The organism is Methylobacterium sp. 88A, assembly GCF_000376345.1.
GTDB lineage: Bacteria > Pseudomonadota > Alphaproteobacteria > Rhizobiales > Beijerinckiaceae > Methylobacterium > Methylobacterium bullatum.
Map to the genome: position 1 here is coordinate 3,363,776 of NZ_AQVT01000001.1, position 23,944 is coordinate 3,387,719.

22 protein-coding genes are annotated in these 23,944 nt (G+C 68.6%); 7 read left to right on the plus strand and 15 right to left on the minus strand.

The genetic code is table 11. The features are described from left to right. Nucleotides 1-4 precede the first annotated feature (4 nt). The 9 genes from A3OM_RS0116125 to A3OM_RS0116165 all read right to left on the minus strand — a co-directional run bounded on the left by A3OM_RS0116125 (nucleotide 5) and on the right by A3OM_RS0116165 (nucleotide 8,902). The gene (locus A3OM_RS0116125) at nucleotides 5-2,947 is read right to left on the minus strand and encodes a formate dehydrogenase subunit alpha (RefSeq protein ID WP_018044801.1); all 2,943 of its coding nucleotides are present in this window, start codon (nucleotides 2,945-2,947) and stop codon (nucleotides 5-7) included. A 7-nt stretch (nucleotides 2,948-2,954) separates the two neighbouring features. Then, nucleotides 2,955-3,179 (minus strand): hypothetical protein, encoded by a 225-nt coding sequence (locus tag A3OM_RS0116130; protein ID WP_018044802.1) that lies wholly within the window; start codon nucleotides 3,177-3,179, stop codon nucleotides 2,955-2,957. A 43-nt stretch (nucleotides 3,180-3,222) separates the two neighbouring features. After that, nucleotides 3,223-3,861, minus strand: coding sequence for a molecular chaperone TorD family protein (locus A3OM_RS0116135; RefSeq protein ID WP_244479005.1), 639 nt, complete (start codon nucleotides 3,859-3,861; stop codon nucleotides 3,223-3,225). Between the two features lie 104 nt (nucleotides 3,862-3,965). Then, entirely contained in the window at nucleotides 3,966-4,628 is a 663-nt protein-coding gene (locus tag A3OM_RS0116140) for a DUF3306 domain-containing protein (RefSeq protein WP_018044804.1), read from the minus strand. After that, entirely contained in the window at nucleotides 4,625-5,167 is a 543-nt protein-coding gene (locus A3OM_RS0116145; protein WP_018044805.1) for a DUF3305 domain-containing protein, read from the minus strand. The genes A3OM_RS0116140 and A3OM_RS0116145 overlap by 4 nt, the downstream gene beginning before the upstream one ends. Next, nucleotides 5,164-6,174 carry a DUF6352 family protein gene (locus A3OM_RS0116150; RefSeq protein ID WP_018044806.1) on the minus strand — a complete coding sequence of 337 codons (1,011 nt, stop codon included), beginning with the start codon at nucleotides 6,172-6,174 and terminating at the stop codon, nucleotides 5,164-5,166. The genes A3OM_RS0116145 and A3OM_RS0116150 overlap by 4 nt, the downstream gene beginning before the upstream one ends. Next, nucleotides 6,171-6,749 (minus strand): DUF6505 family protein, encoded by a 579-nt coding sequence (locus A3OM_RS0116155; RefSeq protein WP_018044807.1) that lies wholly within the window; start codon nucleotides 6,747-6,749, stop codon nucleotides 6,171-6,173. The genes A3OM_RS0116150 and A3OM_RS0116155 overlap by 4 nt, the downstream gene beginning before the upstream one ends. A 132-nt stretch (nucleotides 6,750-6,881) precedes the next feature. Then, nucleotides 6,882-8,168 (minus strand): porin, encoded by a 1,287-nt coding sequence (locus A3OM_RS24220; protein WP_018044808.1) that lies wholly within the window; start codon nucleotides 8,166-8,168, stop codon nucleotides 6,882-6,884. Then, the gene (locus A3OM_RS0116165) at nucleotides 8,165-8,902 is read right to left on the minus strand and encodes a biotin/lipoate--protein ligase family protein (protein WP_018044809.1); all 738 of its coding nucleotides are present in this window, start codon (nucleotides 8,900-8,902) and stop codon (nucleotides 8,165-8,167) included. The genes A3OM_RS24220 and A3OM_RS0116165 overlap by 4 nt, the downstream gene beginning before the upstream one ends. Before the next feature lie 128 nt (nucleotides 8,903-9,030). Between A3OM_RS0116165 and A3OM_RS0116170 the strand changes: the two genes are divergently transcribed. Next, nucleotides 9,031-11,073 (plus strand): 4Fe-4S dicluster domain-containing protein, encoded by a 2,043-nt coding sequence (locus A3OM_RS0116170; RefSeq protein WP_018044810.1) that lies wholly within the window; start codon nucleotides 9,031-9,033, stop codon nucleotides 11,071-11,073. Nucleotides 11,074-11,352: 279 nt separating this feature from the next. On the opposite strand, the gene A3OM_RS0116175 is transcribed toward A3OM_RS0116170, so the two are convergent. Further along, entirely contained in the window at nucleotides 11,353-12,642 is a 1,290-nt protein-coding gene (locus A3OM_RS0116175; RefSeq protein ID WP_026176109.1) for a c-type cytochrome, read from the minus strand. Nucleotides 12,643-13,058: 416 nt separating this feature from the next. Here A3OM_RS0116175 and A3OM_RS0116180 point away from each other — a divergent pair, with 416 nt between their 5' ends. The 5 genes from A3OM_RS0116180 to A3OM_RS0116200 all read left to right on the plus strand — a co-directional run bounded on the left by A3OM_RS0116180 (nucleotide 13,059) and on the right by A3OM_RS0116200 (nucleotide 18,783). Further along, a complete protein-coding gene (locus tag A3OM_RS0116180) occupies nucleotides 13,059-14,144 on the plus strand; it encodes a molybdopterin-binding protein (RefSeq protein WP_018044812.1) in 1,086 nt (361 codons plus the stop codon). Beyond that, complete coding sequence (locus tag A3OM_RS0116185) at nucleotides 14,141-16,135, plus strand: molybdopterin biosynthesis protein (protein WP_018044813.1); 1,995 nt, start codon at nucleotides 14,141-14,143, stop codon at nucleotides 16,133-16,135. The genes A3OM_RS0116180 and A3OM_RS0116185 overlap by 4 nt, the downstream gene beginning before the upstream one ends. Next, entirely contained in the window at nucleotides 16,132-16,686 is a 555-nt protein-coding gene (gene mobB, locus A3OM_RS0116190) for a molybdopterin-guanine dinucleotide biosynthesis protein B (RefSeq protein WP_018044814.1), read from the plus strand. Before A3OM_RS0116185 ends, mobB begins: the two co-directional genes overlap by 4 nt. Next, nucleotides 16,670-17,926, plus strand: coding sequence for a gephyrin-like molybdotransferase Glp (glp, locus tag A3OM_RS0116195; RefSeq protein ID WP_018044815.1), 1,257 nt, complete (start codon nucleotides 16,670-16,672; stop codon nucleotides 17,924-17,926). The genes mobB and glp overlap by 17 nt, the downstream gene beginning before the upstream one ends. Before the next feature lie 155 nt (nucleotides 17,927-18,081). Continuing rightward, nucleotides 18,082-18,783: a TerC family protein gene (locus A3OM_RS0116200; RefSeq protein ID WP_018044816.1), complete on the plus strand. Its 702-nt coding sequence runs from the start codon at nucleotides 18,082-18,084 to the stop codon at nucleotides 18,781-18,783. Nucleotides 18,784-19,071: 288 nt separating this feature from the next. On the opposite strand, the gene A3OM_RS0116205 is transcribed toward A3OM_RS0116200, so the two are convergent. From A3OM_RS0116205 to A3OM_RS0116220, 4 genes are all read right to left on the minus strand, one after another. Then, complete coding sequence (locus tag A3OM_RS0116205; RefSeq protein ID WP_244479004.1) at nucleotides 19,072-19,635, minus strand: hypothetical protein; 564 nt, start codon at nucleotides 19,633-19,635, stop codon at nucleotides 19,072-19,074. 120 nt (nucleotides 19,636-19,755) lie between these two features. Continuing rightward, nucleotides 19,756-20,592 carry a substrate-binding domain-containing protein gene (locus tag A3OM_RS0116210; RefSeq protein ID WP_018044818.1) on the minus strand — a complete coding sequence of 279 codons (837 nt, stop codon included), beginning with the start codon at nucleotides 20,590-20,592 and terminating at the stop codon, nucleotides 19,756-19,758. Then, nucleotides 20,565-21,296: an ATP-binding cassette domain-containing protein gene (locus A3OM_RS0116215; RefSeq protein ID WP_018044819.1), complete on the minus strand. Its 732-nt coding sequence runs from the start codon at nucleotides 21,294-21,296 to the stop codon at nucleotides 20,565-20,567. Before A3OM_RS0116215 ends, A3OM_RS0116210 begins: the two co-directional genes overlap by 28 nt. Beyond that, the gene (locus tag A3OM_RS0116220; RefSeq protein ID WP_018044820.1) at nucleotides 21,293-21,988 is read right to left on the minus strand and encodes an ABC transporter permease; all 696 of its coding nucleotides are present in this window, start codon (nucleotides 21,986-21,988) and stop codon (nucleotides 21,293-21,295) included. Before A3OM_RS0116220 ends, A3OM_RS0116215 begins: the two co-directional genes overlap by 4 nt. A 156-nt stretch (nucleotides 21,989-22,144) precedes the next feature. Between A3OM_RS0116220 and A3OM_RS0116225 the strand changes: the two genes are divergently transcribed. Next, nucleotides 22,145-23,125: a substrate-binding domain-containing protein gene (locus A3OM_RS0116225; RefSeq protein ID WP_018044821.1), complete on the plus strand. Its 981-nt coding sequence runs from the start codon at nucleotides 22,145-22,147 to the stop codon at nucleotides 23,123-23,125. Between the two features lie 60 nt (nucleotides 23,126-23,185). Here the strand turns inward: A3OM_RS0116225 and A3OM_RS0116230 are convergent, their stop codons facing one another. Further along, on the minus strand, nucleotides 23,186-23,914 hold the full coding sequence (locus A3OM_RS0116230) for an amino acid ABC transporter ATP-binding protein (protein WP_198290855.1): 729 nt from the start codon (nucleotides 23,912-23,914) through the stop codon (nucleotides 23,186-23,188). Between the last annotated feature and the right edge of the window lie 30 nt (nucleotides 23,915-23,944).

A 23,944-nucleotide genomic window follows, 5' to 3' on the forward strand; every position in this document is an offset into this window, starting at 1 on the left:
TTCCTCAAACGGCCCGGATCTGACACAGGGTGCACTTCGTCTCCTGCATGCCCGTCACAGGATCGAAGCCGTAGGTGGTCGTATTGTTGGAGCTCTCGCCCAGTACGACGGGGTCGGTGCCGTGCGGATAGAATTTCCGCATGTCGTCGCCCTGGTACCAGCCTGAGAAGTGGAACGGCATGAAGGCGACGCCCTTGCCGACCCGGTCCGTCACCAGCGCCTTCACCTTGGCCTTTGCATTGTTCTCAGGGCCAGAGACCCAGACGAACTGACCGTCCTTGATGCCCCGGTCGGTGGCGTCACCGGTGTTGATCTCGACAAACATGTCCTGCTGCAGCTCGGCGAGCCACGGGTTCGACCGCGTTTCCTCGCCGCCGCCCTCGTATTCCACGAGACGGCCGGACGTGAGGATGATCGGGAAATCCTTGGCGATGCCGCGATCCACCGCCGCCTTCTGCACCGAGAAGCCGATGTTGGGCATGCGCAACTGACGCTCGTCGGGGCGCGTCGGGTATTTCGCCACTAGGTCGGGACGCGGCGTGTAGATCGGCTCGCGGTGCACCGGAACCGGGTCCGGCAGGTTCCAGGCATTCGCCCGGGCCTTGCCGTTGCCGTAGGGCGTGACGCCACGGTCGAGGCAGACGCGCTGGATGCCGCCCGACAGGTCGGTCGCCCAGCTCACCGCATCGATGTTGGCCCCACCGGTCTTGGTGATGCTCGCCATCTCGTCGGCCGTGAGGTCCTTGTCCCAGCCCAGCTTCTTGAAAACCGCCATGGTGAATTCGGGGTAGCCGTCGGTCAGTTCCGAACCCTTGGCGAAGGAATCCTCGGCGAGCAGGGTGACGCCGTTGCGCTCGGTGCCGAACCGCGCCCGGAACGTGCCGCCGCCCTCCTTGATGTGGAGGTTGGTGTTGTAAAGGATGTGCGTTCCTGGGTGCTTGAGCTCGGGCTTGCCCCAGCATGGCCAGGGCAGGCCATAGTAATCGCCGCCTACTTCAGGGTCGTCCTTTGGCGCCCGCAGCGTCACCAGATCGAACTTCGCCTGGTTGCGCATATGCGCCTTCAGGCGCTCCGGGCTCTGGCCGCAATAGCCCGTCGACCAGCCGCCGCGGTTGATTTCCCGCAGGATGTCCTCGGCCTCGGGGACACTGTTCACGACCTTGATGTTCTTAAACATCTTGTCGGCAAGGCCGAGCTTGGCGGCGAGGCGATAGACCACCTCGTAATCGTTCTTCGACTCGAAGGCCGGCTTCACGATCTGCTCACCCCATTGCAGCGAACGGTTCGAGGCCGTGCGGCTGCCGTCCATCTCCAGGGAGGTGCAGATTGGCAGGAGATAGGTGTTGTCGCGCCGCGCATCGAGAGCGGCGAAGGTGGTGGGGTGCGGGTCGGCGACCACGAGCAGGTCGAGCTTGGCCAGCCCCTTCACCGCCTCGGGCAGCCGGGTGACGGTGTTGCCGCCATGCCCGAACACCATCATCGCCTTGATGCCCGTGCGCTGGTCGACCTGGTCCTCTGGAAGGTTCACGCCATCGAACCACCGCGTCGAGGTGATGCCGGGCGATTCCATGCTCTCCTTGCGCGTGCGGGCCTTGCGGCCGGCCTTGGCCGGCACCTCGTCGAAGCGCGACTGCAGCCAGTCGTACTCCACGTCCCATACGCGAGCCCAATGCTTCCAGGCTCCTTCGACGAGGCCGTAATAGAGCGGCAACGACGTTACATCGAGGCCCATATCGGTGGCCCCCTGCACGTTGGTATGGCCGCGGAAGATGTTGGCGCCCGTGCCCGGCTTGCCGACATTGCCGGTGGCCAGACACAGGATGCAGAGCGCGCGAACGTTGGCGGTGCCCACGGTGTGCTGCGTCGCCCCCATGCACCAGATCAGGGTCGCGGGCTTCTCCTTGGCGAAGGTCTCGGCCACGCGCCGCAATTGCTCGCCGGGCACGCCCGATACGCGCTCGACCTCCTCCGGGTTCCACTTGGCGACTTCCTTGCGGACGTCGTCCATGGCGTAGACGCGCTGGCTGATGAACTCCTTGTCCTCCCAGCCATTCTGGAAGATGTGCCAGAGAATGCCCCAGACCACCGGGATATCGGTACCGGAGCGGATTCGGACATATTCCGTCGCGTGGGCCGCCGTCCGCGTGAAGCGCGGATCGATGACGATCATGTTCGCGCGATTGATCTCCTTGCCGGAGAGCAGATGCTGGAGGGAGACCGGATGCGCCTCGGCAGGGTTGCCGCCGAGAATGATCATGGTCTTGGCATTGCGGATGTCGTTGTAGGAATTAGTCTGTGCGCCGTAGCCCCAGGTGTTGGCGACGCCGGCCACCGTGGTGGAATGACAGATGCGCGCCTGATGATCGACCGAGTTGGTGCCCCAGAAGGCGCCGAACTTGCGGAAGATGTAGGCCGCCTCGTTGGTGAACTTGGCCGAGCCGAGCCAGTATACGGAATCCGGGCCGTACTTATCGCGGAGGCCGGTAATCTTGTCGCCGATCTCGTCGATCGCCTGGTCCCATGAGATGCGGGTCCATTGCCCGTCGACCATCTTCATCGGGTATTTCAGGCGGCGGTCGCTGGAGACGAGTTCGCGGATCGCAGCGCCCTTGGCGCAATGCGTACCCCGGTTAATTGGGCTACTGAAGGACGGCTCCTGGCCGACCCAAACGCCGTTCACGACCTCGGCCGTCACTGTGCAGCCCACCGAGCAGTGGGTGCAGATGTTCTTCTTGATCGTCACGTCGGGACCGATCGCGGACGACCCCGCCGCCTGCGCCTTACGTACGGAGCCGAGTTGGATCGAGCCGGCGGCCGCGAGCCCTCCGGCGACGAGGCCGGAATTGCGCAGGAAGGCGCGACGGTCGATGGCCCTTGGCGTGTCGCCGATGGCCACGGCCGGATGGAAGGTGCGGCCCGGGCCGCCGGTCTTGCGCTTGATCAGCATGGCGCCCTCAATTCTTCTTCAGGGTCTCGTAGCCGTTGGTCCGGTAGAACGCTTTCACGTGGTCAGACTCGCGATAGCGGGCCTTCGTCTCATCCTCGCCGGGATCGTAGGCCTGCGCGGGCGTCGCGATCATTGGCTGGGCCGTAATCGCGGCGGCGGCCGCCACCGATCCGCCGCCGAGGGCGCGGAAGAAATGGCGCCGTCCCATCTCGTCCTTTCGATCGTCCCGCATGCTCGTCACTCCTGAATGCGACCGATGTCTCATGGTCCCCGCCTCACGCGTCGAGCGCGTAGGCCTGGGCCTCGATATCGATGAATGTCCGGCCGAGGTCGCCCGCGGCGCGGTAGAAAGACGAACGGGGATTTGCGGCCACATCGTCGAACAAACGCCCGACCCAGGGCTTTAGATGCCGCTCGAAAAAGATGCGGTCCTCGCCGAGGTCGGTCTCGAACCGGCCGGAGACGAGACCCGCCATAGTCTCCAGAAGCATCGCCACATGGTCTTCCGGCTCGCTCATGCCGCCGGTGGCCTCGATGCCGAGCCGGGCTAGATCCTGCCGGATTCGGGCAAGCGGGCGCTCGTTGAGAAAGCCGGTGAGGTAGTAGGAGGCGTGCGGCACGACCTCGCCGCGCCCAACGCCCACGAACAGATCGAAATACTCCCGCCCGACCTTCGCGAGGTCCGCGCCGGCCGCTTCGCCCGCCAGCGAAGAACACGCCTTGCCGAGGGGGCTACCGTCACCTGCTGAGGCCGCGAGAAGCGACAAAATATCGTCGGAGGGCGCTCGGCCGATGAGGGCCGCGAGAACATCGTAGAGATGGGCGCGCAGGAGATCGACGTCATCGGCGACCGGCTGCGTCATGCCGGGCGCGCCGGAAGCGAGCTTCGCCTCGTCCTCGCGCAACAACTCCACCGAACGCATACCATCCTCAAGCCGCGACCCGATCGCGGGCGAAGTGAATTCACTTTCTCCACAATAGCCCGGATTGGGACGTGCGCAACGTAGTTTTTAATCGCTCAAAGCGGGACGGCACGGCCATGTCGTCGCGGTTTCGGCATAGCCGCGTCCGCGGGAGAAGGAATCGCCGGCGGAACGGCTAAGCTCGGCTGGTTTTGGGGCAACGCGACGAGTTGTTTTTCTGCACCCACGGATTCAATTTCGTGGTCGCTTGTCGCGGCGACAGATTCCTCTCCAGGCCACTCCGCTTCGATCGGTTCGGCCTCGGCGGTCGTCGGCTCGCGCTCCGCTTCTTCGACGGGACTCCCATCGAAAATGTCCCGCAGCATGGCGTTGATGTCATCTGTGGGCAAAAGTGGGCCGTTTCCCGGCACACCGCCCACCGCATTCCAGTCATAGGCGTATTCCCGTGCCTCGCTGACATAGTCACGGATGTTGGTGTCGACGGACCACATCCGGCGCAGGGCCGCTTTGCGCATCACCATCGGCACGCCCGCCCGGAGGAACTGGGTCAGGTCGGTCTCAGCCGTCAGACTATCCAGGGAGGGCAGCTTGGCAAGTTCCTCCGGCGGCAGGGTTTCGCCTTCGGCAAGCTCCTCCGGGCGGGATACCCGCTCGCTTCCGTCCTCCTCGCTCGCGGCCAAATCGCGCGCGGGCGCAGTTTTCCGGACGACGGCGCGCTTGCGCTTCGACCAGCGGGAAAGGAAATCGCCGCCGCTCATCCCTCGTCCCCCCGCCTGCGCGTACCGGTGCCCTGGCGGGCCAGGGCCTCTGGATCGGCCCTGTCGCGCTTGCGCTTGTGGAAGACCTGTTCGACGTGGAAGGCCTCGAAGAAGGCCAGGACCTTGGCCTGGACCTCCAGCGGCATGGGCACAGCCTCGACCACTTCGCCGATGCCCTCAGCCATGGATTCGCCCTCGTAGGGATCGGCCGTCACGTTCGCGACCTCGTAGTTTCCCTCCGCGACCTGTCGCAGGGCGACCCAGAGCGAGGGCCGGCCAGAGATCAGGTTGTCGCGGTAATGCGACGTCTCGGCGGGATGGAGCGAGACCTCATAGGCGCCGGCATAAAAGGTTTCTTCCTCGGGCGTCGCCGAGAGCAGGGTCCAGGGCGAAGCGGCCGGGATGTCGGGAAGGGCCGAGACCGGCAGCCAGGCATGACTCGCCCAGCGGCTCTTCAAGGCCCGCTTGGCAACGATGATGCCGACCTCGAATCGGTCGTCGGGCGGTGTCGCGGCTTGGGTCGTGTTCTGTTCGGTCATGCGGCCTCCGCACCGTCGATGATCGGCAATCCCGCCACGAGGTTGTGAGGTTTGAGAAAGAGGCGCTTGTCGGGGTCCATGGCCATCAGGAGATAGACCGGCCGGCCGGCGGCACGCGGGTCGATCCGCCGGTCATCGGCGAAGGTGAGGCGGAACAGGGCCAGGATGCGCATGCGGCTCGCCTCGTCCAGAGTCTCGCCGTTCCAGAGGGCGTTGCCGATCCGGGTCGCCTGTGCGTCGAGCCCGACGAACCAGCGCCAGTCCGGATCGTCCATGGACGCGATCGGCTCCGCCTTCGCCTCCAGGTGCAAAAGGTGGCGGATCCAAGCCTCGATGGCGCGGGCGAGTCCGTCGCGGCTCTTCGGGTTGCTTCCGAGGTTGAGCGCCATGGTGAACGCGTCGGAGCGGCTCCAATAGGTCCAGGCGGTCTCGTCCGTGAGCACGTCGAGTTCGTTCGCGGCTTCCTTGCCGAGCATGGCGACGAGGGGCGATTGCGCAGCCCCGGTCTCCCGCGCCTCGATCACCTCGGCATCGGCCAGCAAGGCAGCGCCGTCGACGAAGGAGACGCGCTGCGGCCGGAAGAAAAGCTCGCCGGCTCGAAGGGTGTAGGGGTCGTCGCAGCCGTCGAGGGCGTTGCGCAGGATGAGATGCGCCAATTGGTTGAGGAAGATTGGCGGCGTGCCGTTCAGGCCGCCGCGAACGAGGTCGAGATAGGCCGCCTCCACAGAGCGCGCGGCCGTCAGCCGATCGCGGAAGGCGAGCATCATGGTCCAGTTCTCGCGCGCATCGGCATCCGCCATCGCGGCAACCTCACCGGGGGAGACCGCCCGGCGCGGTGACGTCACGAGGCTGCGGTGGAGCGCCCGCTCTGCCATGCAGGCCTCCTCGGGCGGCACCAGTTCGGGCCGGGCGAGATAGGCGAGGATCAAGTCGTCGGTGACGGCGAGGCCGCCCCCCTCCGTGCGGCCGGCGAGATGGTGGCCGCTGGAGACCCAGAACTCGGTCATCGTCCTTCGCCTTTCGATCCTGGTGTGGTCGCCATGCCGATAAGGTCCGCCCGCTTCTCGGGTTCGTCGTCGGTCTCCACGAAGGTGAAGGCCCGCGCATGGGCGTGAAGCTTGTCGGCTCCGGCCAGACCGGGCCCGCGCTGGTGCAGGGTGCGGAACGCCTCCCGGATCTCGCCGTCCTCGAAGGTCCTGTGCAGGGCGATCACGCTGCCGATGGCGGGCTGGCACAGGGAGCCGGCGAACTCGATCTCCTCCGCCGCCGCGACGCGGGCCACGTCGAGGCTCGGCGCGCCGAGGCGCTCGCAGAGATGACGCGCCAGATGCTCCACGGCCGCGTCCCGCTCGGTCGGACTCGCCTCGCTCACCACGACGAGGGTGGAGAATCCCAGGGACGTCACGCCGAGGAATCCCGAGCGGAACGCCGTCCGCTCCTTGCCCTCGAGCAACGGGACATTGGCATCCCAGAACAGGAATGACCCGGCCACCGCCCATTCGCCGGGCTCGGCGGCCTGAGCGAACACGAAGGTATCCGACGGGTCGAGGCGAATGGTCCGTGGTAGTTTGAGACTGCTCATCGACAATTCCGAGGCCCATCCTGTCGCCGCTTCTCGAACTCGCGTTCCGGAGGACGGCGATGATCGTGGCGTTCAAGGCCGGTATCTGGTGCGGGGCGTCCGCAATTGCTCGCGGACAAGGTCGGCACGGGTTCACCAGTACAGTTGGAACCGGCCGATGAACGTATCGGCATCGATGGTCCGCCCATTCTGGAGCGCGGAGGGGGACGTGTGCGACCGGACGTAATCGGCCATGATGCGGATGTTGGTGTCGGGATACCACGATAGTCCCACCGTGCCGTCCCGCTCGATGCCGCCGCGTATGCCGCCGTCGTCGAGATCGATGGCCGAGAACCGCAGTCCGAGTTCGAACACGCCGAAGCCGCCGCGGGTGATGCGCTGGGCCTCGGCGACCTTGACGCCGCCGAAGACCGCGTAGCTCGTCCCGTTGAAGTCGGGAGCCATGCGATAGGCCCGGTTGTCGCCGTTCAGCACCCAGCTCGCCTGAACGTATCCTCCCTGAAAATTCAGTGGCTTAGCGCCGTCGAAACGGCCGATCTCGGTCCGTGTGTATTCCGCGCTCACCAGCAGCGGACCGGAGCGGTAGGCCAGCTCGGCGCCGAGGCGGGCGATGCTGGCGGCATCGCGGATGTCGCCGGTATCGACGAAGCGTCTGGTATAGAGGAACGCCTCCGACCGGCTGGACAGGGAGAGCGGGCTCTCGTCGCGGGGCAGGTCGCGGTAGCTGCCGGCGAGACCGACATGCAGGGTCCGGTGGTCGTCGTTGATCGGCGCATAGGTGACGCGGCTCGTCGAGGCGATACCTTCGGTGCCGATGCCGGTATTGGCGTTGCCGCCGAAAACTCCGGTGACGACGCTCCAGTCCTTGCCATGTCTTCCGACGGCGAAACCGAAGTTTCTGGCCGGCACGAAAGCGTCGGACAAGGCCCGCTCGGTGAAGAGGATATTGTTGTTGGAGGCGAGTTGATCGAGACCCAACGGTTCTTTCTCGTTGCCGATACTGAACAGCATGTCCGGTACGCCGCGATAGACCACGACCGCATCGTTGATCGGCGTCACCGGATCAGCGAAATCGTACTGGAAACCGAGGCCGACATCCTTGCCGAGGCTCAAGGTAGTCTCGATCCACGAACGGCGCACGGCGATGGTGTCGCTGAAGGGATCACCGAAGCCCGATTGGCGGATGCCCGCCACACCGAAATCGAGGTGAAGACGGCCTCCGATGCGTAACGTCATGATATCGTTGGGAAATATCAGGGTGATGCCCTTGTCGTCGATGGTCAGCCGCTCGCCATAGGGGCCGGGTATGCCCTTGGCCTCGATGGCCATGCCCCTCGGGGCATCCTCGGCCCGAAGCCCGCCCGGCGGGACCAGGAGGGCCGCGAGCACGGCGAGGAGGATGTTCGACGATGCGCTCACAGGAGCGGCTCACCGGTGAGTGGATTGCGCCACGCGACCCCCGTTAGGACCGCCACGAGAGGGTGCCTTCGACCGCCATCGGCGAGGACTTCGCCGTTCGCGTCGATCCGCTCGATCCGAGCCGATGGACCGCCATCGGCGAGCCGCCGGAGGTAGCGCCGTTCGATGGCCTCGAACCCGTCCTCGTCCCAGACGGCGAAGGTTTTCATGAGATGACGGGCGAAACTTTCGACGATGGCCCCGTTCCCGTCCTCGACGGCGAAGCCCTCGTTTTCGAGGGAGGTCGAATCCGGCGTCAGGCCGGGATCGCCGGCCTGCGCCTTCGAGGCGATGATCGTGGCGGAGAAGACGAGCCAGTCGGGCACCTCTCCCTCGCCGCAGGTGGAGGGCCATCCGAGACGCCCGCCACCGAGGCGCGCGCCATCGAAGCGGAGAGTGTCGGGCCAGTCGAACGTCACCGGGATCTCGGGCGGCCCATGGGCGCCGATGGCCTCGGCAAGCGCCACCATGCCGGCGAAGAAGGCGCGGCGCGCCGTGGCGAGGGGCTCGTCCGGCTCCAGGATCACGGCGAAATCGAGCAGCTCGGCGCTGCGTCGCCAGACGAGGCGCCCGGTGGCGTCACCCGATGCGGCCGCACCGAGGGCTTCGTCGAACGCGCTCCCCCGCCCGTCCATGACGACGAGGGAGAAGACGGGCGGCAGGATCAGGTCCGGGTCGTCGGGGCTCGGCGCCATGCGTTTCGGTTCTACCTGCGCCCGTATGTCGGGTCCTAGTTTCGAGCCGTTATAGTATACGATGCACCAACCTGAGCGCGAGTGGGCTGGTCCCCTCGCCGCTGTGACCAAACGTTCGGGGTAAATCATTGTCCGACCGGATCGTATTCGCGTGCTCCTGCGATGAGACCGTCGCCCTCGACGCAGCGGCGATCGGCAAGGCGTGCGGCGGCCGCCTGGAGACCGCCGATCAACTGTGCGGGCGGGAGATCGCCCGGTTCGAGGACGCCCTGGCGCAGGGCTCGCCCGTCACCGTCTCGTGCACGCTCCAGGCTCCCCTCTTCACCGACATCGCCGCCGGGTCCGGGGCGGAAGCACGCGTGACCTATGCCAACATCCGCGAGACCGCGGGCTGGTCGACAGAGGCCGACGCGGCCGGACCGAAGATCGCCGCCCTCCTCGCCGCCGGAGCGGAGGTCCCCCCGGCGCCGGGCACCGTCGCGATGGTCAGCCAGGGCGTCGCCCTCATCTATGGCAGCGACGAGGTCGCCATCGAGGCCGGACGCCGCCTCGCCGATCATCTCGACGTGACGGTGCTGCTCAGCCGCCCCCGCGACGTGCCGGTGCCGCGCCGCCACGAATTTCCCGTGCTGCAGGGCAGCGTCGTGTCGGCGAGCGGCCATCTCGGAGCGTTCTCCCTGCGCATCGACGATTACGCGGTTCCGATCCCGTCATCCCGCCAATCCCTCTCCTTCGGCCCGTCGCGCGACGGCGCCACCTCCACCTGCGACGTGGTCCTCGACCTGACGGGCGGCACGCCGCTGTTTCCCGCACACGACCTGCGCAGCGGCTATGTCCGCGCCGATCCCCGCGACCCGGCCGCCGTGGAGCGGGCGATCTTCACGATCTCCCATCTCGTCGGCGAGTTCGAGAAGGCGCGCTTCGTCGATTTCCAGGCCGATCTCTGCGCCCATTCGCGATCGCGCATCACCGGCTGCACCCGCTGCCTCGAAGTCTGCCCGACCGGCGCCATCGCGCCCGCCGGCGATCATGTGGCCATCGATCCTTACATCTGCGCCGGCTGCGGCTCCTGTGCCTCGGTGTGCCCCACGGGTGCGGCCGCCTACGCCCTGCCTGCCGCCGACGCGCTGATGCGGCGGCTGCGCATCCTGATGCGCGCCTATCACGAGGCCGGGGGACGCAACGGCATCGTCCTCTTCCACGATGAGGAGCATGGCGAGCCCCTCATCGAGGCGCTGGCGCGATACGGGGACGGCCTGCCGGCCAACGTGCTGCCGGTCTCCGTCAACGAGGTCACGCAGCTCGGCCCGGAGGCCGCCGCCGCGCTGCTCGCTTACGGCGCCGTGGGTATCCGCCTCCTCGTCCGCGACCGTCCCAAGCACGACATCGCGCCCCTGCGCAGGATGGCGCTCCTCGCCGACACGCTCGCCGGGGCATTGGGCTACGGTGCCACCGATGGGACGCCCGTGGTCTCCCTGATCGAGACCGACGATCCGGATCGGCTCGGTGCCGCCCTGTCGTCCGGCAGCCTCGGCACGGCCGCGCCGGTTCCCGCTGCCTTCATGCCGGTCGGCCCCAAGCGCAACGTGCTGCAATTCGCCTTCCGCGAGATGCATGTGGCCGCCCCGGCCCCCGTGGCCGTCGTCCCGTTGGAGGCCGGAGCGCCCTTCGGCGGCCTCGATTTCCGCAGCGAGGATTGCACCCTGTGCCTCGCCTGCGTCGGCACCTGCCCGACCCACGCCCTCAGCGACAGCCAGGACCGGCCGCTGCTGGCCTTCGAGGAAAGCCTCTGCGTACAATGCGGGCTCTGCGCCGCCACCTGCCCGGAGAACGTCATCACCCTGAAGCCGCAGGTCGATTTCGCCGCCTGGAGCCAGCCGCGCCGCATCGTCAAGGAGGAGGAGCCGTTCGATTGCGTCTCCTGCGGCAAACCCTTCGGCACGCGCAGCAGCATCGAGCGGGTCATCGAGAAGCTTCAGGGCCGCCACTGGATGTTCAAGGGCAGCGCCGGCGAGGCCAGGATCCGCACCCTGATGATGTGCGACACCTGCCGAGTCGAAGTCGTCGTCAACGAGGCCTTCGACCCGCACACGGCGCCCGAGCGCTCGAAGCCGCGAACCTCCGAGGATTATTTTCGCGCGCGGGAGACGGGCGGGAACGGCGGCGCTTGACACGCTGTCTGATCGTATCGCTCGGGGGATGATTCTGTAAGAGTGGATCATCCCATCCTGTCACCTCATCCTGAGGCGCCCGCGTCAGCGGGCCTCGAAGGAGCCCTCCAGTTCGCCCGGTGGGTTCTGGAGGCCTCCTTCGAGGCAGTTACGCGGCACCTCAGGATGAGGTAAGACATTGGACAAACAACGCAAAATGGTTTCGCGAGGCTTCCACTGCGCCGTCGCGTTCCGGGCGATGACCTGGAGTTTCGAGAGACGCAGCGAAGCCTGCATGGATCACTGCGTCTTCGTCGCCTTTTCGAGGAAGCGCATCAGGGCCTCGCGGTCGTCCGGGTCGTTGATCGTCTGCTCGGGCATCTTGGTGCCGGGGGTGTAGCGGGACGGGCCGACCTCGAAGAGCTTCGAGATGGTCCGCGCATCCCAGACGATGTCGAGGCTCTTCAGGGCCTGCGAGAAATTGTAGCCGTCGGCGGTGGCGATGCGGCGGCCGAACACGCCGCTCAGGGTGGGGCCGGCGCGGTGGCCCTCCTCCGGCGTCAGGGCGTGGCAGGCGACGCAGGCCCGGAATACCTCGGCCCCGTGATCGCCCTTGTAGGCGGCCAATGAATCCGCCGGCCGCGCCATCGACAGCGGCCCTATCGGCTCGCCGGTCCTGGCATCCCAGCGGCGCACCAGCCGATCGCCGCCTCCGGTCAGCAACTCGGTTCCATCGGGCCGGAAGGCGAGAGACCAGACCGGAAGTCCGGGGCCGACGAGGCTGAACGCCACCTTGGCAGCGCTTTTGTCGATCAGGGCCACGGTGCCCGCCACCGTGGCGGCGGCCACCCGTCGCCCGTCCGGCGACACGGCGAGCCCGATGACGGGGTTGGTGGCGAGGTCCACCGACGCGCGGATAGCCCCATCCTCGGACAGGAAGCGCACCACGCTGTCCGCCCCGGCGGCGGCGATCTCGCCGTCCGGCGTCACGGCCAGGGCGTTGATCGGTGACGGCAGTTGAACGACGCGCGGCGGCTCGTCGGTCTCGGCGAGGGGCCAGACCCGAAGCGTGGCGTCGTAGCCTCCCGTCACGAGCCGGCCATCTGCCAGGAAAGCGACGGCGTTGACGTTGCCGGCATGGCCCCGCAGCACCCGCACCTTTCCGCCGGCGAGGAGCCGTATCTGCGCGGTGCCGTCCCAGGATGCGGAAGCGAGGCGCGTCCCGTCGGCCGAGACAGCGAGGGCCACGATGGGTCCGGAATGGTCGGCGAAGACCTCCACAGGCTCGGGGCGCCCGCCCTGCCACAGGGCGATGCGCCCATCCTCGCTCGCCGTGACGAAGCGGCCCCCGTCGAGGGCGGCGACGGCATTCACCGCGCCATCGTGGAACCGCAGGATCGCCAGGGCCGACCCCTGGTCGATTCCCCACAGGATGGCCGATTGATCGAACCCGCCGGAGATCGCCATGCGTCCGTCCGCCGCGATGGCCAGCGCCCGCACCGGCCCCCCGTGCCCGCGCAACTGGGCCGAGGCCGGAAGGGGAACGGAGAGGATGAGGAGCGCCGCGCAGACCGACCAGGCATGGCGGATCGCGGCCCGCGAGGATCGAGGTCGAACGGACAACACGGATGCCTGCGCCACGCCGTCGCTCTCCTGCAGGGCCAAGGATGCTGAACATCAGGCCCGTTCGAGTTGTCCGTCCAAGTCTTCACCTCATCCTGAGGTGCCGCGGAGCGGCCTCGAAGGAGGGCTCCAGAAACCACCGAGCGTACTGGAGGGCTCCTTCGAGGCCTCCGCTACGCTCCGGCACCTCAGGATGAGGTCGTCTGATTGGATGACAGACTTCGGCAGCCGGTCGCCTTCGGCATGAGCATAAGCTCAGACATCCGATCAGACCGCCTTTTAGCCGGGGCAACGCATCGCGTCTTCCCCGCCGGCCACCGCTCGGCTGATCCGCCACGGGCGGGGTTGCTCACCCGCCCGCGATGCAGCATCCGTCTCGGTGCATGTCGATCCGGTCCGCCACTTCGGCCTCGATGCCCCTAGACGAGGCCTCGGCGCGACTTCTCGCAGTCGCGCCCGTCGCCCCCATCCTCGTGCCCGTCCGGGACGGAATCGGCTTCGTCCTGGCCGAGGATGGGGTGGCCCCCACCGATCGTCCCGCCGAGCCGCGTGCGCGTCGGGACGGTTGGGCCGTGGCCGCCGGGGATGTGACCGGCGCCTCCCCCTACGCACCCGTCACTCTGCGAGGACCGCCCCCATGGGTGGAGGATGGCGACGCGCTGCCGCCGGGCACCGACACCGTGTTGATGCCGGACGCGGTCGGCGCCGACGGGGACATCGTCGCCGATGCGGCGCAGGGCGAGGGCATCTCCCGCGTCGGTCAGGAGGTCGCGCGCGGGGACGTGCTGGCGCGGGCCGGCGAGCGGTTGACGCCGCTCCGTGCCCTTGCCCTCCTTGGCGCCGGGATCGAGACGGTCGTGGTCCGAAGCCCCCATATCCACATCGTCGGGATCGGTCGCGGGTCCGCCTCGGCGGTTGCCGATTGGGTCGCGGCGGCGGGGGGCCGCGTCACGTCGAGCGACTCCGCCCGCGACGTGGACTCCATCATCGCCGCGCTGCGGGTCGATGGGGCCGACGCGGTGTTCGTCGTCGGCGGCACCGGGTTCGGCCGCGCCGATCACAGTGCGGAGGCCCTCGCCCGAACGGGCCGCCTCGACGCGCACGGGATCGCCCTTCATCCGGGGGAGAGCGCCGGCTTCGGGCGGATCGGGGCGGTTCCGATCCTGCTGCTGCCCGGCCGGCCGGACGCGGCCCTCGCGACACTCCTCGCCCTCGGGCGGCCCTTGCTGGCCCGTCTCTCGGGAGCGAGTCCGCCCGAGGGCGTCAAAGGCCACCTGACCCGGAAGATCGCCTCGACCGTCGGCATGAGCGAAGTCGTCTTCGTGCGGAGGACGCGGGAGGGGGTGGAGCCCATCGGCGGCGGGGATCTGCCGCTGCGTCGCCTGATCCTCGCCGAGGGCGCGGTTCTGGTGCCGCCGGAGCGGGAAGGCTACCCTGAAGGCGAGTGGATCGAGATCGTGCCCCTGTGAACCGCCCCGACGGAGTTGAGACGAAAGAGGATTTCCTGGCGAGGCTGTCGCGCGCGGCACGCCAGGAGCAGTTCCTCCAGGTGGTCGGCCGGGACGAGGCCGTCGCACGGTTTCGCGCGGCGATCCCGCATGCGGCGCTGCCGGCGGAGAGCGTGCCGCTGGCCGCCTGCCTCGGACGCGCCTTGGCGGGCGATGTCGCCTCGCCCATCGACGTGCCTCCCTTCGACCGCGCCCTCGTCGACGGCTTTGCCCTCCGCGCCTCCGACACGATGGGCGCGAGCCAGGCCGAGCCGCGCCGGCTCGGCCTCAACCACGAGATCCTCGCCTGCGGCGTCGCGCCCCGGCTCGTCGTCCTGCCCGGCACGGCGACGGCCATCGCCACCGGCGGCGTGATGCCGCGCGGGGCCGACGCGGCGGTGATGGTGGAGGCCACCGGCATCGCATCCGGCGAAGGACCGCTCGCCATCGATCTCGACCGGGTGGCGGCACCCGGGCAGTTCGTCGGCTATGCCGGCTCCGACATGGCGCGCGGCGAGACGGTCCTGCGCAAAGGCACCGTGATCACCGCGCGGGAAATCGGCATGCTCGCCGCCTGCGGCCTCGCCGCGGTCGAGGTGGTGCGCCGGCCGAGGATCGCCGTGCTCTCCACCGGCGACGAGCTTGTGGCTCCGGGCCAGCCCCTGCCGGCCGCCGGCATCTACGATTCGAACGGGGCCATCATCGCCGCCTCGGTCGCCGAGAATGGCGGCGACCCCGTGCCCTTCGGCATCGTCGCGGATGACGAGACGGCGCTCGAAGCCGCGATCCGCGCGGCCGTGTCGGATTGCGACGTCGTCGTCCTGTCCGGGGGGACCTCGAAGGGGGCGGGCGACGTCTCGCACCGCATCCTCTCGCGCCTCGGCGAGCCCGGTATCCTCGTCCACGGGGTCGCGCTCAAGCCCGGCAAGCCCCTCTGCCTCGCCAAGGCGCAGGACAAGGCCATCGTCGTGCTGCCGGGCTTCCCGACCTCCGCGATGTTCACCTTCCACGACTTCGTGGTGCCGCTCGTCCGGTCGCTGGCGGGGCTTCCCCCACGGGAGGAGGACAGCGTCGAGGCTGTCCTTCCCCAGCGCATCGCCTCCGAACGCGGGCGGATGGAATTCGTCATGGCGTCGCTCACCCATGGGCGGGACGCTCCCGTCGCGGTCCCGCTCTCCAAGGGCTCCGGCTCGGTGACGGCCTTCTCCCAGGCCGACGGCTTCTTCGCGATTCCCGCCGCGCGGGCGGGGATGGAGGCCGGCGAGCGGGTGAGCCTGTCGCGGATCGGGGCCGGCACCCGCGCGCCCGATCTCACCATCGTGGGCAGCCATTGCATCGGCCTCGACGCCGTCGTCGGACGCCTGGCCGAGCGCGGCATCCGCGCCCGCACCATCTGGGTCGGGTCCTCGGGGGGCCTCGCCTCCCTCAAGCGGGGCGAATGCGACATCGCCGCGATGCATCTCCTCGACCCCGAGACCGGCCGCTACAACACGCCCTTCCTCACGCCGGGCTTGCTCCTCGCGGAAGGCTGGGGGCGGATGCAGGGCGTCGTGTTCCGCCCCGGCGATGCCCGGTTCGCGGGGCGCGACGCGGCGGAGGTAGTCTCGGCCCTGGTCCGCGACCCGGACGCGATCATGGTGAACCGCAACACCGGATCGGGGACGCGGCTCCTCATCGACGGGGTGCTGAACGGCGCCCGGCCGTCGGGGTTCTGGAACCAGCCCCGTTCGCACAACGCCGTGGCCGCCGCCGTGGCCCAGGGCCGGGCGGATTGGGGTGTCGCCATCGAGAGCGTCGCCCGCGCCTACGGCCTCGGCTTTCTGCCGCTCACCGACGAGCGCTACGATTTCGCCTATGCCGGGGACCGGGCGCGGGAACCGGCTCTTGCCGCCTTCCTCTCTCTCCTCGGCGAGCCGGAGACCGATTCGGCGCTGGCCGAGCTCGGCTTTCCCCGCACGCGGACCCTGCCATGACGGAGCACGCGATGCGGGTGATGGGCCTTGCCGGCTGGAGCGGGGCGGGCAAGACCACCCTGCTCGCCAAGCTCATCCCCGCGCTGATCGCCCGTGGGCTGACGGTCTCCACCATCAAGCACGCGCATCACGCCTTCGACGTGGATCAGCCGGGCAAGGATTCGTACCGGCATCGCCAGGCGGGCGCGTCGGAGGTGCTGATCTCGTCCGCCGTCCGGTGGGTGCAGATGCACGAGGTGCGCGACGGCCAGGAGGCGAGCCTCGCCGAGTTGCTGCGACGTCTCGGCCCCTGCGATCTCGTGCTGGTGGAGGGCTTCAAGCGCGAGGGCCATCCAAAGATCGAAATCCATCGGAACGCCAACGGCCGTCCGCCGCTTCATCCGCAGGACGAGAACATCGTCGCCATCGCCAGCGACCGGGCGTTCCCTGATGCGGGGATCCCCGTGGTCGATCTCGACGACGTGGCGGCCATCGCCGATCTCGTCGCGTCCCTGGCGGAACCGGTCGATGCCATCCTGAACAGGATCGAAGGCCATGGCGCAGCTGACTGACGATTGCTTCGCCTTCGGCGGACGATTGATGAGCGTCGACGACGCCCTCGCGCTGATCGCGGAGCGGCTTCCCGTCCTGGCCGGGATCGAGACCGTGCCGCTGCACGAGGCGGACGGACGCGTCGCGGCGGAGGACGTGACCGCCGGGATCGACCTGCCGCCCTTCGACAATTCGGCGGTGGACGGCTACGCCGTGCGCCATGCCGACCTCGCCCCTTCGGCTGAGATGCGGATGATCGTCGAAGGCCGGGTCGCCGCCGGCCAAGCCGGACTGACGATGGCGGGCGGCCCGAGCGCGGTCCGCATCTTCACCGGCGCGCGGATGCCGGACGGCGCCGACACGGTCTTCATGCAGGAGGACGTGACGCTGGAGGGGACCGGCATCGTCCTGCCTCCAGGCCTGAAGCGCGGGGCGAACCGCCGGCTCGCCGGCGAGGACGTACCCAAGGGCGGCACCATCGTCACCGCCGGGCGGCGCCTCTCGCCGCAGGACGTGGCCTTGGCCGCCGCCACCGGCCGCTCGTCCCTGGCCGTCCGCCGCCGTCTCAAAGTGGCGGTGTTCTCCACCGGCGACGAACTGGCCGAACCGGGCGCCGTCCTGGCACCGGGGGCGATCCACGATTCCAACCGGGTGATGCTGGTCGCCCTGCTGAAGCGCCTCGGCGCCGAGGTGAGCGACCTCGGAATCCTGCGCGACGACCGGGCTGTTCTCGCAGCCCACCTCGCCGAGGCCGCGTCCGCCCACGATCTCCTCCTCACCTCCGGCGGGGTCTCCACCGGCGAGGAGGACCACGTGAAACCGGCGGTGGAGAGTGTCGGCAGCCTGGTGTTCTGGCGTCTCGGCATCAAGCCGGGCCGTCCGGTGGCCATGGGCGTCGTGCGGGGTACGCCCTTCGTCGGGTTGCCGGGCAATCCCGTGGCCGCCTACGTGACCCTGCTCTTCGTGGTGCGCCCCCTGCTGGCGCGCCTGGGCGGCGAACGTCTCGACGCACCCCTCGCGATCCCGGTTCGCTCCACCTTCGCCTATCGCAAGAAGGCCGGCCGGCGCGAGTTCGTGCGCGTCAGCCTGAGGCGCGTCGCCGATGGCGGGTTGGAGGCGGTGAAGTTCCCCCGTGACGGCGCCGGCCTCCTCACCTCGCTCACGGGCAGCGACGGGCTGGCGGCGCTCCACGACGAGGTGACCGCGATCGAGCCCGGCGACACGATCGAGGTCTATCCGCACGTCGTGCTGTACCGATAGGGAATCTCCCGTCGCCATCGCGCAGAGCGTGACCGACGCTTGCATTGCGCGGGCTCCGGCACGATGTGCCGGGTCATGGCCGAGGTCGATCCGCTTTCGAGCGGGGGGCCGCTCACCTGTCTCCATTTGCCACTCCGACCCGACCGAAAGCGCCGATGGACTTTCTCGACTCGCACTTCCTCGTCTCGGTGCTGCAGATCGTCTGGATCGACCTGCTCCTCTCCGGCGACAACGCGGTCGTCATCGCCATGGCCTGCCGATCCCTGCCCCCCGAGCAACGCCGGACCGGCATCCTCCTCGGCGCGGGGACGGCCGTGGGGCTGCGCATCCTGTTTGCCGTCGTCATCACCTATCTGCTGGCGGTGCCGTTCCTGCGGATCGGCGGCGGGCTCCTGCTCCTCTGGATCGCGGTGAAGCTCGCCCTCGGTGAAGACGAGGAAGGTCACGCGGTGAAGGACAGCGCGACCCTGTGGAAGGCGGTGCGGACCATCGCCATCGCCGACGCCGTCATGAGTCTCGACAACGTGGTCGCCATCGCCGCCGTGGCGAAAGGCGAAGTCTCACTGTTCGTCTTCGGCCTGCTGCTGTCGATCCCGCTGATCGTGGCGGGCGCCTCCCTCATCACGACGCTGCTGAAGCGGTTTCCCCTCGTCATCTGGGCGGGCGCCGCGCTTCTCGGCTGGATCGCCGGCGAGATGATCGTCACCGATCCCTACATCGCCGAACACGTGGCCTCCGTGCCCCACGCGCACCAGGCCGCCGCCGCGCTCTGCGCCGTGCTCGTCGTCGCCGTGGCGTTCATCTGGAAACGGGCGACCGCATCGCCCGAGCCGATCGGCGATCAGGGCCGTCGTTAAAAGGCAGTTTTTGATCTGTTGTTCCAAGCCTTCACCTCATCCTGAGGTGCCGCGTAGCGGCCTCGAAGGAGGGCTCCAGGGATCGCGCGACAACTGGAGGCCTCCTTCGAGGCCCGCTGACGCGGGCACCTCAGGATGAGGTGATCGGCTGGGATGATCGACATTGGCGGATGATCGACGCTGGCTTGAGCATCTGCCAAGGTCGATCGAACAGGCTCCGAGCGCGGCGACGAAATGAAAACGGCCCCTCGCAAGGGGCCGTTTCTCGTCGTCGAGATGAGATCGGACCTACCGCGCCGCTTCGAGATACTTCAGATCGAGGGCGGCCAGCGACATGAGCGGTGACGGCATGACGACGCCGTCGCGGCGGATCATTCGGGCGACCCGCTGGCACCCGGCGATGTCGTTGGCGCCGGCCGCGGCATCGCCCTGTTCGATGAAGGCGGCACTCGGCGTCTTCGGCGGTGGCGCGGACGGAGCGGCGGGGGCGGCCGCGGGGGCTGGGGCCTGGGCCGACGCGCCCGAGGGGGCCGCGGCGTTCTGGGTCGCCCCCTGGGGACCGGAGGCACCGGGACCGTTGGAGGCCGTGGGACCGCTCAGGCCCGAATCCTTCTGCGTCTCACTGCCGGAGGGTTTCTGCGAGCCCGAACCCGGAGCGGTGACGGCCGTGCTCGTCTGGGCCGTCGCCGAACCGGACGCGGCCGGCTGAGCCGGCGGATGCAGGAACGCCGTGAGTTCCTTGCAGATATTGGCCGGCTTGCCCGCCGACTCGGCCGAGGCGATTGCCGGAACCATCGCCATCGCCGCCGTCACGGCGACGATGGACAACCCTCTGAAACCCAAACCCATCATGACACGGCCCTCCCGAGGCCAGCCGCCGCATCTGCAACGGCGCGATTGACCAAGGAAGGTGCGCGGCACGCGGAAGGTGTCAAGGGCGGCGCAGCGCGCCCGTTCGTCGGGGACCGGCCGTCATTGGGCTTCCGCATTGGGAAAGAAGAGCTGCTCCCCGTTGATCCGGTAGGCCGCGATGGCCGCCTGGCCCGGGGCGGAGACGAGCCAATCCACGAAGGCCTGCGCCGCCTTCGCCTTCACCTGCGGATGTTTTTCCGGGTTCACGACCATCACGCCGTATTGGTTGAAGAGGCGCTTGTCGCCTTCCACCAGGATCTTGAGGTCGCCCCGGTTCTTGAACGACAGCCACGTGCCCCGGTCGCTGAGGACGTAGGCATTGGCGGCCGAGGCGGTGTTGAGCGCCGGCCCCATCCCCTGGCCCACATCCTTGTACCAATCGCCGCGCACGGCGCCGAGATCGAGGCCGGCCTCCTTCCAGTAGCGCAGCTCGGCGCTGTGGGTGCCCGAGCGGTCGCCGCGCGAGACGAAGAGCGCCTTGGCGGCGGCGATCTTGCGCAGGGCCTCGACGACGCTGGCGCCAGCGACGCGGGCCGGATCGTCCTTCGGGCCGACGATGACGAAGTCGTTGTACATCACGGGATAGCGCTTCGTGCTCCACCCCTCGCCGACGAATTTCTCTTCGGCGGCGGTGTCGTGGACGAGGGCCACCTCGGCATCCCCGCGTCGGGCCGCGTCGAGGGCCTGCCCAGTGCCGAGGGCCACCACCTTCACGCCGATGCCGCTGGCCTGCGTGAACTTGGGCAGCAACTCCTTGAACAGGCCCGATTGCTCGGTGGAGGTGGTCGAGGCCACCGTGATGGTCTCGGCGGGCTCGGCGGCACCCGGCGCGGACGACAATCCGGAGACGGCGACGATGAGGCCGAAGCTCAGGAGAGAGCGGCGAAGGAAGTCCATGGCATTTCTCCGGTGAGATAGGCCCGCGCCTGCGGCGAACGGGGGGATGACAGGGTGGTGCGCACGGGCCCGTGCTCGACGGCGAGGCCGGCGGCGAGGACGACCACATCCTCGGCCAGACGCATGACCTGACCGAGATTGTGCGAGACGAGGACGACCTTCGTGCCGGCCACCGCCATCGACGCCACGAGATCCTCGATGACGTGGGACGAGGCCGGATCGAGATTGGCGGTGGGCTCGTCGAGCAGGAGGAGATCGGGCGCCCGCGCCCAGGCCCGCGCGAGGGCGAGGCGCTGCTGCTCGCCCCCCGACAGGCGGGTGGCCGGAGCGCCGGCCCGCTCGGAGAGCCCCACATGCCGGAGCGCGGCCCGCACCCGTTCAGCCCGCTCGCCCGCGCCGAGGCCGAGCGGCGCGAGAGCCAGGGCCACGTTGGCGGCGGCACTCGCACGGACGAGGCCGGGCCGCTGGAACACGAAGGCGGTGCTCGGAGGAGGACGGTCGGATGGCCCGATGCGGATCGTCCCGCCCGTCGGGGCCAGCAATCCGTCGATGAGGCGCAGGAGCACGCTCTTGCCGGCGCCGTTCGCGCCGATAATCGCCGTGATGCCGGAGGACGTCACCGACATGTCGATGCCGTTGAGGATGGGCATGTCTCCCACCCGGTAGCGCAAACTGTCGATGACGATGGGAAGCGCCGCGCTCATCCGTAGGCCCGCATGGCATGGGAGCGGAGCAGCGAGGCGGTCGCGCTGACGACGAGGACGATGGCGATGAGGACGAGGCCGAGGGCCAAGGCGAGGGGCAGGTCGCCCTTCTGCGTCTCCAGGGAGATCGCCGTCGTCATGGTGCGGGTGTGCCCATCGATATTGCCGCCCACGACCAGGACTGCCCCGATCTCAGAGATGGCGCGGCCGAAGGCGGCGAGGACCGCCGTCACCAGGGAGAAGCGCGTATCGTAGATCAGGATCGCGGCCCGCCGGGCGGGTCCGAGGCCGAGGGAGCGAAGCTGCTCGCCGAGATGCTCCTCCGCGTCGGCGACGATCTGGCGTGCGAGGGCCGCGATGAGCGGGACGACGAGCACCGTCTGCGCTGCGATCATCGCGCCCGGCGTGAACAGGAGGCCCAGCCACCCAAGCGGACCGGACCGCGACAGGAGAAGATAGAGGACGAGGCCGATGACCACCGGCGGCAGGCCCATCGCCGCGTTGAGGCATCCGGTGACCAGCCTTCGCCCCGGACATGCCGACACGGCGACGAGGGCGCCGAGGGGCACGCCGACGAGGGTACCGAGCCCTACCGCCGACAGGCTCACCCGCAGCGACAGGCCGGCAATGGCGACCACCTCCGGATCGAGGGCGGTGAGCCGTCTGAACGTCTCCTCAAGGGTCTGGAACATGGCCCCGGTGCTGTGCGCGGCGAATGTCTCTCGCAAAACTCCCGCTGCGCCGTGGTGCTTCGAGAATGAGCCGACCGGGACGGGGAGTTGTGTGAGGCACTCTCGCCCCCTCATGCTATCCCTCTCCCTGCCAGTTCAATAGGAAACGGATTGCCTATGAAGGTGGGATTGATCCTCGACGGGACCATCGCGGCGGCGGGCCGGCAACTCGCCTTCGCCCCCACCCTGGCGCTTCTGGACGCCGTCGCCACGGAAGGGTCGCTGCAGGGTGCCGCGGCGCGGCTCGACCTGTCCTATCGCTCGGCTTGGGGCCGCTTCCAGATCCTTGAGGACACGCTCGGGCAGCCCGTCATCCGAAAGACCAAGGGGCACGGCAGCGTTCTGACGCCCTTCGGTGCCGCCTTCCATCAGGCGCTCGGCGACGCATCACGGGCGAGCGGAGAGATCATTGATCGAGAAGAAAAGCGGTTGGAGGCGACGCTCGCCGGTCTGATCGGGCGTGCCACCGGCCCCCTGACCTTCGCGGTCAGCCACGATTCGGTCCTGCTCGACGCTCTGCGCGAGATAGGCGGCATCGCGGTGACCATCGCGGGGAGCATGGACGCCCTCTCGCAGTTGAAGGCCGGGCGGGCCGATGGGGCGGGGTTCCATTTCGGCGCGGCCACGCCCGATCCGGGCTCGGTCTTCGCCGACATCCTCGCCGACCCGGCCCTCCTCACACGCCCGATCCTGCGGCGCGAACAGGGCCTGATGCTGCAGCGGGGCAATCCTTTCGCCGTCTCCGCCATCACGGACCTGACCACGGGCGGCATCCGCTTCGTCAACCGGCAGCTCGGTGCGGGGACGCGGATCTGGTTCGACCGGCTCTGCGCCGAGGCCGGCATCGGCGGGGGCGACATTCGCGGCTACGAGACGGAGGAGTTCACGCATCAGGCCGTCGCGGCCCTGATCGCGTCAGGGGCGGCCGATGTGGGAATGGGCACCCGCGCCATCGCGGAGCGGTTCGCGCTCGATTACCTGCCGCTGGGCGAGGAAACCTACTTCCTGGCCGTCCGGGCATTCGTCGGCGGCGAGCGCCTGGACGCGATCGCGGCAACGATTCGGCGGCGGGCGGAGGCCACGCCGGGCTATGCCTGAGCCGGTAGCCATGGGGTTCCAGGGGCGAGAGCATGGATTGCCCTCGCCCCCGGTTTGGTATCAGTGCGCCAGGATCTTCGACAGGAAGGTCTGCGCGCGCTCGGAACGCGGCTTGTCGAAGAAGTCGTCCTTGGTGGCGTCCTCGACGATCTCGCCGCGATCCATGAACACCACGCGGTTGGCCACCTTGCGGGCAAAGCCCATCTCGTGGGTGACGACCATCATCGTCATGCCTTCGCGGGCGAGCTCGATCATCACGTCGAGGACCTCGCCGACCATCTCCGGGTCGAGGGCCGAAGTCGGCTCGTCGAACAGCATGACGATGGGGTTCATCGACAGGGCGCGGGCGATGGCGACGCGCTGCTGCTGACCGCCGGAAAGCTGGCCCGGATATTTGTGCGAATGCGCCGAGAGGCCGACCCGCCCGAGGAGCTTCAGGCCGCGGTCATGGGCATCGTCCTTGGCCCGTCCCAGCACCTTGCACTGGCCGAGCATCAGGTTGTCGATGATCGACAGGTGGGGGAACAGCTCGAAATGCTGGAACACCATGCCGACGCGGGCGCGCAGCTTGGGCAGGTTGGTGCCCTTGGCCTGGACGCCGATGCCGTCGACGGTGATCGCCCCCTTCTGGATCGGCTCCAGGGCGTTGACCGTCTTGATGAGGGTCGACTTGCCCGACCCGGAGGGGCCGCACACGACGACCACCTCGCCCTTGGTGACCTGCGTCGTACAGCCGTTGAGAACCTGGACCGGGCCATACCACTTGCTGATGTTGTCGATGGCGATCATCGGCTTCGTCGAAGCCTGGGGATCGATGGC

What these genes read in the sequence shown, in the direction of transcription:
- A3OM_RS0116125 (WP_018044801.1), bottom strand. Translation starts at nt 2,947, where the DNA reads ATGCTGATCAAGCGCAAGACCGGCGGCCCGGGCCGCACCTTCCATCCG.
- A3OM_RS0116130 (WP_018044802.1), bottom strand. Translation starts at nt 3,179, where the DNA reads ATGCGGGACGATCGAAAGGACGAGATGGGACGGCGCCATTTCTTCCGC.
- A3OM_RS0116140 (WP_018044804.1), bottom strand. Translation starts at nt 4,628, where the DNA reads ATGAGCGGCGGCGATTTCCTTTCCCGCTGGTCGAAGCGCAAGCGCGCC.
- A3OM_RS0116145 (WP_018044805.1), bottom strand. Translation starts at nt 5,167, where the DNA reads ATGACCGAACAGAACACGACCCAAGCCGCGACACCGCCCGACGACCGA.
- A3OM_RS0116150 (WP_018044806.1), bottom strand. Translation starts at nt 6,174, where the DNA reads ATGACCGAGTTCTGGGTCTCCAGCGGCCACCATCTCGCCGGCCGCACG.
- A3OM_RS0116155 (WP_018044807.1), bottom strand. Translation starts at nt 6,749, where the DNA reads ATGAGCAGTCTCAAACTACCACGGACCATTCGCCTCGACCCGTCGGAT.
- A3OM_RS0116165 (WP_018044809.1), bottom strand. Translation starts at nt 8,902, where the DNA reads ATGGCGCCGAGCCCCGACGACCCGGACCTGATCCTGCCGCCCGTCTTC.
- A3OM_RS0116180 (WP_018044812.1), top strand. Translation starts at nt 13,059, where the DNA reads ATGTCGATCCGGTCCGCCACTTCGGCCTCGATGCCCCTAGACGAGGCC.
- mobB (WP_018044814.1), top strand. Translation starts at nt 16,132, where the DNA reads ATGACGGAGCACGCGATGCGGGTGATGGGCCTTGCCGGCTGGAGCGGG.
- glp (WP_018044815.1), top strand. Translation starts at nt 16,670, where the DNA reads ATGGCGCAGCTGACTGACGATTGCTTCGCCTTCGGCGGACGATTGATG.
- A3OM_RS0116200 (WP_018044816.1), top strand. Translation starts at nt 18,082, where the DNA reads ATGGACTTTCTCGACTCGCACTTCCTCGTCTCGGTGCTGCAGATCGTC.
- A3OM_RS0116205 (WP_244479004.1), bottom strand. Translation starts at nt 19,635, where the DNA reads ATGATGGGTTTGGGTTTCAGAGGGTTGTCCATCGTCGCCGTGACGGCG.
- A3OM_RS0116210 (WP_018044818.1), bottom strand. Translation starts at nt 20,592, where the DNA reads ATGGACTTCCTTCGCCGCTCTCTCCTGAGCTTCGGCCTCATCGTCGCC.
- A3OM_RS0116215 (WP_018044819.1), bottom strand. Translation starts at nt 21,296, where the DNA reads ATGAGCGCGGCGCTTCCCATCGTCATCGACAGTTTGCGCTACCGGGTG.
- A3OM_RS0116220 (WP_018044820.1), bottom strand. Translation starts at nt 21,988, where the DNA reads ATGTTCCAGACCCTTGAGGAGACGTTCAGACGGCTCACCGCCCTCGAT.
- A3OM_RS0116225 (WP_018044821.1), top strand. Translation starts at nt 22,145, where the DNA reads ATGAAGGTGGGATTGATCCTCGACGGGACCATCGCGGCGGCGGGCCGG.
- A3OM_RS0116230 (WP_198290855.1), bottom strand. Translation starts at nt 23,914, where the DNA reads ATGATCGCCATCGACAACATCAGCAAGTGGTATGGCCCGGTCCAGGTT.